The sequence below is a fragment of the Acidovorax sp. sic0104 genome, assembly GCF_019219095.1.
In the GTDB taxonomy this organism is placed as follows: domain Bacteria; phylum Pseudomonadota; class Gammaproteobacteria; order Burkholderiales; family Burkholderiaceae_C; genus Acidovorax.
Genome location: NZ_JAHUWH010000001.1, coordinates 92,976 through 103,780, shown reverse-complemented (window position 1 = coordinate 103,780; position 10,805 = coordinate 92,976). Strand labels below are relative to the sequence as shown.

Below are 10,805 nucleotides of genomic sequence, written 5' to 3'. Positions count from 1 at the left end.
TGTGGTGTTTTTGATTCTTAATCTGGTTGGGGTACTGGCGCGTAAGTCTGCTGCATAGTTACCATCGTGCCTGATTTGCGACCGTAAGCTAGGGCGGTAATGCGATAAACAACATATGGGTTGATTTTTAATGGAAGCAAATTGGTTGCACCCCCCACTATGAGGCTACTCGTTTCGGCACTTTTGTCATAAGGGAGCACCTCTATCCAATACCAAGCCCCCTTATTTGCAGAACGATCTGCCAAGATGGGATTGGCAGGATTGGTCTTATCTCCTGCTTTGGCACCCGTGTACTGACCATAGCGCGCTCCGACATTTAGCATTTGTGCCAACGAAGGGCCTTTGGCTACATCGGTGTTATTCCAAAAATCGAGTGACCCCTCACGTTTAATGCAAAGGGCGCTACGGCAACCAGCAGGCACAGCACTAAGCGCGTCCAAGAGTTTGTTGACGACCGTGTCGCCTTCACCTGCCAGTGGGAACTGATCGATGGTGGTAGAGCGGCAGACATCGCCCCCTGCAGTGCAGAGTGCGCTGCTTTCCGGGGACTCATTGCTCAGTCGAATGTCCTGTTCAGCGTCTTGCAGCATTGTTTGGGCTGCCTCGAAAGCGCGTTGGTAGTCCGCGTCGTTGCCCACCACCATTTCATTGAAAAGGGACGTGCGCGACGCCCACAGCGCCAGCAGCATGGACAGCATGACGAACACGATGACGACGAACAGCGCCACTCCACGTTGTGTGGGGTACCTTTGTCGACGCGACAGGGGCGATGGCAAGCGGTGCATGGGGTAATTACTCTCAAATGGCCGGAATCGCGGAGCCAACAAGTCCCTGGCTGCGCATCTGGAAAACGTTCTTGAATCGCATGTGCATGCGGCGCGCACGATCACCCGGCAGGGTGGACATGTCGACTGCGGCGTCCGAGCAGCCGATGTAGGTGCTGCCGACTGGCATGTCGATGCGTTCGCTGCCGTACAGCACCATGCAGACTTCGACCGCCTGCACCTGGCTCCAGTTGGTCGGAACGGTGGTCGTGTTGCGAATGACTGGAGCGCCCTTGATGGCGTTGTCTTGAACCAGGTAGCGCAACTGGAACTCGGCGACATTCTTGATGATGGGCTGGGCAGGCGCATTGTTGCCACTGCATTGGAGTTCGCTCTTGAGTGCATCGAACGTGAAGGCGCTTTGAACGATCTGGTCGGTGCTGGTGTCGATAGGCCCGCCCAGGCAGTTTCGCATCAGCGACTGCTCGTCGACGCTTCCATGAATCTTGTCCTTGTAGCGGCGATACCCCGATGTGATCGAGGTCGAGGTCGAGTTGATCGTGTTGAGGGCTGGGTTGAACGGCAGGCCCACATTGGTGGGGTCTCTGGAGTCGGTTTCAAACGCTACCCTTTGTAGGTAAGACGCAGTTGCAGGGGTTGCGATACCTGTCGGGTTCGGGTTGAGGAACAGCGAGCCCGCCTGGCGCATCTGTGCACCGATGACGCGAATCGCGTAGGAGGCCTGCTGCTGGATGCCGCTGGCGTCGGTGACCGTGCCGGAGACTCCGCGCGACACCATGAGCGCCGTGGTCGCAATGGCCACCACCAGCAGTCCGATGGTGATGCCCACCATCAGCTCCACAAGGGTCATACCCTTTTGGGCCGTGGGTCGGCGTGTTGGCTGGCTGCGCTTGGCCATGACTTCATGCGCTGCGGGAAAGAGGGGCGTCATGTTCAGGTTCCTGCGCAGAAAAACTGGCCTGGGAAATTGCTGTCAGTAGGGCAGCGGCCTGCCACGGGGATGTACTGCAGATGGCAGATGTAGCCATCGGGGCATGCATTGCTGGTCTTGTCGGTACCGCCGCCGGCGCTCAGGGAACTGTCGGCAGCGCGCACCTTGGTGGCGTCGATCTCATCCTTGAAGCCCGCGCTGGAGTCGCGCTCGTTTTCGCGCCATGCGAGCATCACGCCCAACTGGGTGCTGGCACCAGCTGGGGGGATAAAGATGGCAGCCCGGCCCAAGGGAAGGGTGTCCTTCACGGACTTCTTCCAGACCGCCAGGTCGTACGTCACCATCGCAGCCTGGTTGCAGCCGGAGGCGCATCCGGCAGCGGGAACCGTGGGCTCGCTGCTGAAGGTGGTGACGTAGGAGTTGATGCTGGCCAGTGCGTTGGGGTTTACCTTCATGCGCTCGCCCAGGTCTTCGATCAGCCGAATGGCCTGCGCGCGCCGCACGGTGGTCGAGGTGTCGCTCAGGGTGCGCATCTGCACGCCGAGAATGCCCAGAATGCCCAGGGCTGTGATGACGATGGCAATCAGCGATTCGATCAGCGCGATACCACGCTGGGATGGGGATTGGTGCCGTTTGGGAGTCATAGAAGTCATGGGAATCATGGAGGTCAGCCAACGCATGGAATGGCTTCTTGGGAAATGACGCGGATGCGTCCACCAGAGCTCATGCAGACGCCGCGTGCGCCGACATGGGAAACCGTCTTTTCGAGAGGAACGAGGGTAAAACCGAGGTAGGTGCCGCTCACCAAGCCCCATCGATTCAGTGTGATGCTCGTGCCCCCGCCCGTGCGATTGACGTGAACCTTGCCTGCAGATCCAACCCGCTGCAGCACCGCCTCGTTGGCGTTGCATGTGCCATTGCCATTGGCGTCGTGGCAGACAATCCAGCCGCAGTCCCAATCACGGGCATTGGGTGCCGTTGAGCATCCATTGGTCATGTTGGGCGTTTTTTGAATGACTACATGCCCGCCCCGCCGGATGGCTTCGGACCGCGCGTAGTACAGGGTGGATTGGAGCTGGTCTGCGGTCTCCCGCACGCGCCAGGTCTCGGTCAGCACGGTGAAACTGGGCACTGCAATGGCGGTCAGTATCGAAAGGATAGACACCACCATCATCAGCTCGATGGCAGAGAAGCCGGCCACGGAATACCGGTTGCTTGCTGGCAGGGTTCGGCGAATGCGCATGGCGTTGGCCCTGGGGCTTAAGAGCAGGCGGCGCCTTGCCGGGTTTGAGAGATGCGGCCGCCGGCCGAGACGCACAGACGGATGGCACCATCGTCGGTAACGGTCTTGCCGACCGGGTACAGCAGGATGTTGATGGCGCTCGGCACGCCACCGCTGGTTTCCGAAAGCAGGCCCCAGCGGTCGATGTAGAGCTTGTTCACACCGCCGCTTTGAGTCACGCTGACTTTGGGGGTCGTTGGGCTGACCTGCAAATCGGTCGTGGTGGCTCCTTGGGTGTACGTGACCTTCCAGCCTTGCTCCCACCCTGAAGCTGCATCGATGGCCACACCTCCACCGCGCTTGATGGCCTCGGAGCGGGCGTAGTAAAGAGCGGATGTGAGATCTTCAGCAGCGCTGCGCACCCTCCAGCGCTCGGCAAGGCGTGTGAAACTGGGCGCTGCCAGGGCCGTGAGTATCGCCAAAATGGCCACCACGACCATCAACTCGATGATGGTGAATCCGTGTTGGGCTGGTGGGAGCCGGTATCCAGCAGAGGTGCGCGATGCTTGCATGCCCGGATACTAGAAGGCCGCATGCGTGCGCCGTCCCATTGTCAGACAAGTGGTTTTCGATTCGTGATGAGCGGTGTCTGGCAACCACCCCAGCCACGCTCGATGCATGCCGCAGGCATCCTGGGCTCTCTGCCGCCCGTGCGCCGCAAGAGCGCTACGTCTCGCCCCGGGGTTCGCGTCCCATGAGTTGCGCTACAGCCTGCGCAGGCAGCACGCGCCCATCTAGCAGTGCCACGGCTGCCTGGGCAATCGGCATGTCCACTCCCAGCGCCTGCGCTCGCTGCACGACCGTGCGGGCACTGTAGACACCTTCGGCGACGTGGCCCAGGGATTGCACCGCCTGGCTCAGGCTGTGCCCCTGCGCCATCAGCATGCCCACCCGGCGGTTGCGCGACAGGTCGCCCGTGGCCGTCAGCACCAGGTCCCCCAAGCCGGACAGGCCCATGAAGGTGTCGGGCCGCGCGCCCAGTGCCAAACCCAGCCGTGTCATTTCGGCCAGGCCCCGGGTGATGAGGGCGGCCCGGGCGTTCAGGCCCAGCGCCAGCCCGTCGCACAGGCCCGTGGCGATGGCCAGCACGTTCTTCACCGCACCACCCACCTCCACACCCACGATGTCTTCGTTGGCGTATACGCGCACGCTTTGGCTGTGAAAGGCTGCCACCAGGGCATCGCGAACGGCGGCATGGCTGCTTGCCGCCACCAGCGCTGTGGGGTGGCCCAGCGCCACTTCCTGAGCAAAGCTGGGGCCGCTGAGTACGCCTGCTATCAAATGAGGAGCTATCTGCGCTTGTATTTCATGTGCCAGCAGCCCAAAAGCCTGCGGATCGGCGTCAGAAGCGACGGCTTCGAAGCCCTTGCACAGCCAGGCCACGGGGGCGGTGCAACCGACGAGCGCCTGCAGCATGCCGCGCAGCGCCGCCATGGGAGTGGCCACGATGATCAGATCGGCGCCGGGCAGCAGCGCAGCGAAGTCGCCGTCGGCCAGTGTGAGAGGTGGAGGGAAGGCAATGCCGGGCAGGTAGCGCGCGTTCTGCCCCTGGTCGCGCATTTGTTGCGCCTGGGTCGCATCGCGGGCCCATAGGGTGACGGCATGCCGGGCAGGGTGCAGCGCCGCGCTCATGGCGACGGCCGAACCCCAGGCACCTGCGCCCAATACTATGATTTTCATAGCTGTTCGCGCTTTTCAGATAAGCGCTGAAGCCCCAAAAGATCGTTGATTCAATGCTCCAAGGCGCTGTGTTTCGCCCATGGCCCGCGCAACCGGCGCAACCCCGGCGAGGTAGCCGCGGAACTGGCTCTGCCAGGCCGCTGGCTGCGTCCCCCTCCCGAGCGCGCCGCGCAACGAGAGAGGGCGAAGGCGCGAAGCGCCTCAGGGGGTGTACGTCTTATTGCGTGATGATGGGGGAGGCCTGGCCAGCGGCCTGGGCCTGCTGCTGCTCATACATGGCCTGGAAGTTGATCTCGGCGAGGTGCACGGGCGGAAAGCCGGCGCGGTTGATCACGTCGGCCACGTTGCCGCGCAGGTAGGGGTAGACGATCTGAGGACAGGCGATGCCCATGATGGGGCCCATCTGGTCTTCGGGGATGTTGCGGACTTCGAAGATGCCGGCCTGCTTGGCCTCGACCAGGAACACGGTCTTGTCCTTGATCTTGGTCTGAACGGTGGCTGTCACCGCGACTTCATAGATGCCTTCGGCCACGGGAGTGGCTTCCACGCCGAGCTGAATGTCCACGCTGGGCTGCTCCTGTTCGAGCAGGATGCCGGGGGAGTTAGGTTGCTCCAGCGACAGGTCCTTGAGGTAAACGCGCTGGATCTGGAAGACGGGGTTTTCTTGGTCGGCCATGGTGATGAGGTCTCTTTGCTCTATCGGAAATGTCAACAAAACAAAACCCGCCGGGGAAAGCTCCCGCAGCGGGCACATGGGGCAGCATTATGCAGCCGCCCGGTAGGGGGTCAGGCCGCAGCGCCCAGCAGTGGCATGAGTTCACCCCGGCCGTCGAGGGCCACCAGATCATCATGGCCGCCCACATGGGTGGCGCCGATGAAAATCTGGGGCACGGTGCGGCGCCCGGTGATCTCCATCATGTGCGTACGCGCGGCAGGGTCGGTGTCGATGCGGATCTCCTCGATCTGCTCCACGCCCTTGGACTTGAGGATCTGTTTGGCCCGGATGCAGTAGGGGCAGACGGCGGTGGTGTACATCTTCACGGGTTGCATGGCGATCCTTTCTTTTTTTGCCGGAGGCGGCGACAAGCCAGGGGTTAGCCTAGCGCGCGCTGAATACCTGGGGGCAGATCAGGCTTTTTCTACCGGGAGGCTCGCTTCACGCCAGGCCTTGAGGCCGCCGGCCAGGGCCTGGGCGTTCTCGTAGCCCAATTTCTTGGCGACGGCCACCGCACGGTTGGCGCGCGCGCCGCTGGCGCACACCAGCACCAGGGGCAATGCCTTGTTCTTCACGACCGTCGGAAGACGCTCCTCAAGTTGGCCGAGGGGCACGTTCTTGGCGCCGTTCACGTGGCCGGCGGCGAATTCCTCGGTTTCGCACACGTCGATGACGACGGCTTTTTCGCGATTGATGAGTTGCACGGCCCCGGCCGGGGTGAGAGAGCCGCCACTGGCGCTCTTGAGGACCGGCCACAGCAGCATGCCGCCCGAAGCCAGTGCAACAAAGATCAGATACCAGTTGTCGATAATGAATTTCACGAAGATTCCTTGGGTTGGCGAACAGCGTAATTTTAGAATGCTCAGTTTTGACCTTAGGGAAGCCATGTACAAACTCGTCCTGATCCGCCACGGCGAATCCACCTGGAACCTTGAAAACCGCTTTACCGGTTGGACCGATGTGGACCTCACGCCCACCGGCGTGTCCCAGGCCATGTCCGCCGGCAAGCTGCTCAAGGCCGAGGGCTACGAGTTCGACCTGGCCTTCACCAGCGTGCTAAAGCGTGCCATTCACACCCTGTGGTACACGCTCGACGAGATGAACTGCACCTGGTTGCCCGTGGTGAAGGACTGGCGCCTGAACGAGCGCCACTACGGCGCGCTGCAGGGCCTGAACAAGGCCGACATGGCCAAGCAGTACGGAGATGCCCAGGTGCTGGTCTGGCGCCGCAGCTACGACACCCCCCCGCCAGCCCTGGAGGCCACCGACACCCGCAGCGAACGCAGCGACCGCCGCTACGCCGGCCTGGCTGAGGGCAATGTGCCCCTGACGGAGTGCCTGAAGGACACCGTGGAGCGCGTGCTGCCCTTCTGGAACGACGCCATGGCGCCCGCCATCCGCTCGGGCAAGCGCGTGGTGGTGGCTGCACACGGCAATTCGATCCGCGCTCTGGTGAAGTATCTCGACGGCATTTCCGACTCCGAGATCGTCGGCCTGAACATTCCCAACGGAATTCCACTGGTATACGAGCTGGACGCGGAGCTCAAGCCCATCCGTCACTACTATCTGGGTGACGCCGAGGCCGCGGCCAAGGCTGCCGCCGCCGTCGCGTCGCAAGGCAAAGCGTAAAAGTCGCGTAAAGACAGGGAAAACCTACCAGATATCCCTGCCAAAACTAGAGCCCGTGCGGAACTGCGGCGGGTTCGGCCCTTCCAAGGTGTATATTGATTTCGAAGCGGTAAAAGGTACTGTATGGGCCAGAAACTCAAAATTGCGGGATGGGTGTCGGTAGGTGTGGTGGCCGGTGCGCTCACCACCGTATCGCTGCAGACGGTGGCGCGAGGCGCCATGACGCCGCTGCCGTTGGAAGAAATTCAGCAGCTGTCTGCGGTGTTCGGCCTCGTGAAGACCGACTACGTCGAGCCGGTGGACGACAAGAAACTCATCACCGATGCCATCTCCGGCATGGTGTCGAGCCTTGACCCGCACTCCCAGTACTTCGACAAGAAGTCCTTCAAGGAATTCCGCGAAGGCACTTCGGGCCGCTTCGTGGGGGTGGGCATCGAGATCACCCAGGAAGACGGGCTGATCAAGGTGGTGTCTCCCATCGAAGGCTCGCCCGCCTTCCGTGCGGGACTCAAGACCAACGACCTCATCACCAAGATCGACGAAACCGCGGTCAAGGGGCTGTCGCTCAACGATGCCGTCAAGCGCATGCGGGGCGAGCCCAACACCAAGGTCACGCTCACAATTTTTCGCAAGGACGAGAACCGTTCGTTCCCCGTGAACATCACGCGGGAAGAGATCAAGACCCAGTCCGTCAAGGGCAAGGTCGTGGAGCCAGGTTATGCCTGGATCCGCCTGTCGCAGTTTCAGGAGCGCACGGTCGATGACTTCGTGCGCAAGGTGGAAGAGGTCTACAAGCAGGAGCCCAACCTCAAGGGCCTGGTGCTTGACCTGCGCAACGACCCGGGCGGCCTGCTGGACGCAGCCGTTGCGATCTCCGCGGCCTTCCTGCCCGAGAATGTCACCGTCGTTTCCACCAACGGCCAATTGGCCGACAGCAAGGCCACCTACAAGGCGTCGCCGGACTACTACCAGCGTCGCGGCGGTGGCGACCCGCTGCGGCGCCTGCCCGCAGCCATCAAGTCGGTTCCGCTGGTGGTGCTGGTGAACGAAGGCTCGGCATCTGCCAGCGAAATCGTGGCCGGTGCGTTGCAAGACCACAAGCGCGCCACCGTGATGGGCAGCCAGACCTTCGGCAAGGGCTCGGTGCAGACTGTGCGCCCCCTGGGGCCGGATACCGGCATCAAGCTCACCACGGCGCGCTACTACACCCCCAGCGGCAAGTCGATCCAGGCCAAGGGCATCGTGCCCGACGTGATGATCGACGAGTCGGAAGAGGGCAACATCTTTGCCGCCCTGCGCATGCGCGAGGCCGACCTGGACAAGCACCTGAACAGCGGCCAGGGCGAGGAGAAGAAGGACGAGGCGCGTGAGAAGGCCCGCGAGGACGCCCGCAAGCGCCTGGAAGAGGAGGCCAAGAAGCCGGCGGCCGATCGCAAGATTCCCGAGTTCGGCTCGGACAAGGACTTCCAGCTTGTGCAGGCGCTCAACCAGCTCAAGGGCCGCGCTGTGCTGGTCAGCAAGACGCTGACCGAACGCAAGGAAGAAAAGAAAGAGAATTGAGCTTTCGCTTCCGCGCTGTCTTCCAAAGCCGGATTCCAGCGGAATCCGGCTTTTTGCTTTGTGCCTTCGTGTTTCCGTCCGAGATCGCTCCATGACAGATGACCAGCTTCTGCGGTACTCCCGCCATATCCTGCTCGATGAAATCGGCATCGAAGGGCAGGAGCGCGTGCTGGCGGCGCATGCCGTCATCATCGGTGCGGGCGGGCTGGGCTCTCCGGCGGCGCTGTACCTGGCCTCGGCGGGGGTAGGGCGTATCACGCTGGTGGACGACGATGTGGTCGATCTCACCAACCTGCAGCGGCAGATCGCGCACACCACCGCACGGGTAGGGCGACCCAAGGTGTCCTCGGCGGCCGAAGCCATCGCGGCCATCAACCCCGAGGTGCAGGTCACGGCGTTGCAGGCGCGGGTCGATGGCCCGGCCCTCGACGCGCTGGTGCGTGACGCGACGGTGGTGCTCGACTGCTGCGACAACTACGCCACACGGCACGCGGTAAATGGCGCATGCATGCGCCACGGTGTACCACTGGTGGCGGGTGCGGCGATCCGCTTCGATGCGCAGATCACGGTGCTCGATCCACGGGATGCGGCCTGTCCGTGCTATGCCTGCATCTTTCCGCCGCAGGCCGATTTCGAGGAAGTGCGATGTTCCACGATGGGGGTGTTCGCGCCGCTGGTGGGTATTGTGGGTGCCATGCAGGCCGCCGAAGCGCTGAAGCTGGTGGCCGGTGTCGGCGTGTCACTGGCCGGTCGCCTCATGATGCTCGATGGCCGATCGATGGAGTGGAGCGCGATGCATGTACGGCGTTCGCCCGACTGCGCGGTGTGTGTTGTGCGGTAGGAACGCTCCTACAACTCACGCGTCCGGTCGCTGGCAGAATCTCAGGCCATGAGCATCTAAATTTGAGGCTCGACCAGCGCCAGCCCGGCGCTGCTCGTGAAACTGGATACTCCTGTGAAACTGCGCACCTATATCGTTGAAGACAACGCGACCATCCGTGAGAACCTTATCGGAACTCTCGAAGAGCTGGCTTCAGTGGAAGCCGTAGGCGTGGCAGAGACAGAGGATGAGGGTAAAAACTGGCTGGCAGCCAACGCGCACCAGTGGGACTTGGCCATCGTCGATCTCTTTCTGCGCCAAGGCAGTGGCCTGGGCGTTCTGGCTGCATGCCGCTCGCGCAGGCCGGGTCAGAAGATGGTGGTGCTCAGCAACTACGCGACCCCCGACGTGCGCATGCGCTGTGCGCAACTCGGCGTGGATGCAGTGTTCGACAAATCCAATGAAATCGATGCGCTGGTGGATTATTGTGTCCAGCACAGCAACGCGCCTTCCAGCAATGCGCCCGCAGCTCTGGAGTCAGGCCAGCCCATGGCGGCGCCTGGGCAAACCTAGTGACGCCTTGCGGCCTTCCCGGGGGTTGCGGGAGGTTCGCTTTTTACCCGCGTGCATGGCGTCATGGCCGCCCCCGTCCGGTGTGCCCGGACTGAGGGAGGTTTCACATGTCAGTCGATCAGGCGGTTCTTGAGCGCGTAATACGTCAGATCGCTGTTGGACGACAGGCTCATCTTTTCCATCAATCGCGTGCGGTAGGTGCTCACGGTCTTGACGCTCAGCGACAGCGCCTTGGCGATGTCGCCTGCCGTCTCGCCCTTGGCCAGCTTCAGGAACACTTGGAACTCACGCTCCGACAGCTGTTCGTGCGGGGGGGCATCGTCCTTGCGGTTGAGTTGCTGCGCCAGCAGCTCGGCCACTGCGGGCGTGAGATAGCGTCGGCCCAGTGCGATGGTGCGGATGGCTTCCACGATCTCCGAAGGCTCGCATTCCTTGTTCAGGTAGCCGCTGGCGCCTTGGCGGATCAGGTTGATCGCGTAGTGCTCTTCGGGGTAGCCGCTCAGAATCAGGATGCCCATGTCGGGGGCCTTGGCGCGCAGCATGGCCAGCGCATCCAGGCCGCTTTGTCCGGGCATGGACAGGTCCATCAGCAGGACGTCGATTTCCTTGTTGCGCACGAGGTCGATGGCTTCGCGGCCATTGGCCGCCTCGCCCTCGACCCGCAGGTCCACATGCTCCGACAGAAACTGTCGCAGGCCGGAGCGAACAATCGCGTGGTCATCCACAATACCAATCTTGATCATCGATCTTTCTTTCACAGGGCGGGGTGCCGCTCCCGATGCTTGTTGGTTGCACAGGTTCTCCAGCCTCATGCTGCGCGGTGGCAGCAT

The 10,805-nt window shown here is 62.3% G+C and carries 14 protein-coding genes; 4 read left to right on the top strand and 10 right to left on the bottom strand.

All coding sequences use genetic code 11. From position 1 onward, the window contains the following. Positions 1 to 17 precede the first annotated feature (17 nt). The 9 genes from KW835_RS00505 to KW835_RS00465 form a co-directional block, all read right to left on the bottom strand. Positions 18 to 785, bottom strand: coding sequence for a PilX N-terminal domain-containing pilus assembly protein (locus tag KW835_RS00505; RefSeq protein ID WP_218380332.1), 768 nt, complete (start codon positions 783 to 785; stop codon positions 18 to 20). Between the two features lie 13 nt (positions 786 to 798). Then, positions 799 to 1,716 carry a PilW family protein gene (locus KW835_RS00500; RefSeq protein ID WP_255593163.1) on the bottom strand — a complete coding sequence of 306 codons (918 nt, stop codon included), beginning with the start codon at positions 1,714 to 1,716 and terminating at the stop codon, positions 799 to 801. Positions 1,717 to 1,718: 2 nt separating this feature from the next. Further along, entirely contained in the window at positions 1,719 to 2,360 is a 642-nt protein-coding gene (gene pilV, locus KW835_RS00495; RefSeq protein ID WP_218381011.1) for a type IV pilus modification protein PilV, read from the bottom strand. 23 nt (positions 2,361 to 2,383) lie between these two features. Further along, positions 2,384 to 2,959: a GspH/FimT family pseudopilin gene (locus KW835_RS00490; protein WP_218380331.1), complete on the bottom strand. Its 576-nt coding sequence runs from the start codon at positions 2,957 to 2,959 to the stop codon at positions 2,384 to 2,386. A gap of 17 nt (positions 2,960 to 2,976) precedes the next feature. Further along, complete coding sequence (locus KW835_RS00485; protein ID WP_218380330.1) at positions 2,977 to 3,510, bottom strand: GspH/FimT family pseudopilin; 534 nt, start codon at positions 3,508 to 3,510, stop codon at positions 2,977 to 2,979. Between the two features lie 154 nt (positions 3,511 to 3,664). Further along, positions 3,665 to 4,678, bottom strand: coding sequence for an NAD(P)H-dependent glycerol-3-phosphate dehydrogenase (locus tag KW835_RS00480; RefSeq protein ID WP_218380329.1), 1,014 nt, complete (start codon positions 4,676 to 4,678; stop codon positions 3,665 to 3,667). A 217-nt stretch (positions 4,679 to 4,895) separates the two neighbouring features. Next, positions 4,896 to 5,354 (bottom strand): protein-export chaperone SecB, encoded by a 459-nt coding sequence (gene secB, locus KW835_RS00475; RefSeq protein ID WP_218380328.1) that lies wholly within the window; start codon positions 5,352 to 5,354, stop codon positions 4,896 to 4,898. 110 nt (positions 5,355 to 5,464) lie between these two features. Beyond that, positions 5,465 to 5,728 (bottom strand): glutaredoxin 3, encoded by a 264-nt coding sequence (gene grxC / locus KW835_RS00470; protein ID WP_218380327.1) that lies wholly within the window; start codon positions 5,726 to 5,728, stop codon positions 5,465 to 5,467. A gap of 78 nt (positions 5,729 to 5,806) precedes the next feature. Beyond that, on the bottom strand, positions 5,807 to 6,214 hold the full coding sequence (locus tag KW835_RS00465) for a rhodanese-like domain-containing protein (protein ID WP_218380326.1): 408 nt from the start codon (positions 6,212 to 6,214) through the stop codon (positions 5,807 to 5,809). A gap of 64 nt (positions 6,215 to 6,278) precedes the next feature. On the opposite strand from KW835_RS00465, the gene gpmA reads away from it, so the two are divergent. From gpmA to KW835_RS00445, 4 genes are all read left to right on the top strand, one after another. After that, positions 6,279 to 7,022 (top strand): 2,3-diphosphoglycerate-dependent phosphoglycerate mutase, encoded by a 744-nt coding sequence (gpmA, locus tag KW835_RS00460; protein ID WP_218380325.1) that lies wholly within the window; start codon positions 6,279 to 6,281, stop codon positions 7,020 to 7,022. Between the two features lie 123 nt (positions 7,023 to 7,145). Next, the gene (locus tag KW835_RS00455; protein WP_218380324.1) at positions 7,146 to 8,582 is read left to right on the top strand and encodes a S41 family peptidase; all 1,437 of its coding nucleotides are present in this window, start codon (positions 7,146 to 7,148) and stop codon (positions 8,580 to 8,582) included. Positions 8,583 to 8,673: 91 nt separating this feature from the next. After that, positions 8,674 to 9,423: a molybdopterin-synthase adenylyltransferase MoeB gene (locus KW835_RS00450; protein ID WP_218380323.1), complete on the top strand. Its 750-nt coding sequence runs from the start codon at positions 8,674 to 8,676 to the stop codon at positions 9,421 to 9,423. A gap of 114 nt (positions 9,424 to 9,537) precedes the next feature. Continuing rightward, positions 9,538 to 9,975: a response regulator gene (locus KW835_RS00445; RefSeq protein ID WP_218380322.1), complete on the top strand. Its 438-nt coding sequence runs from the start codon at positions 9,538 to 9,540 to the stop codon at positions 9,973 to 9,975. A gap of 110 nt (positions 9,976 to 10,085) precedes the next feature. Here the strand turns inward: KW835_RS00445 and KW835_RS00440 are convergent, their stop codons facing one another. Then, entirely contained in the window at positions 10,086 to 10,718 is a 633-nt protein-coding gene (locus tag KW835_RS00440) for a response regulator transcription factor (protein ID WP_100409415.1), read from the bottom strand. Positions 10,719 to 10,805: the final 87 nt, after the last annotated feature.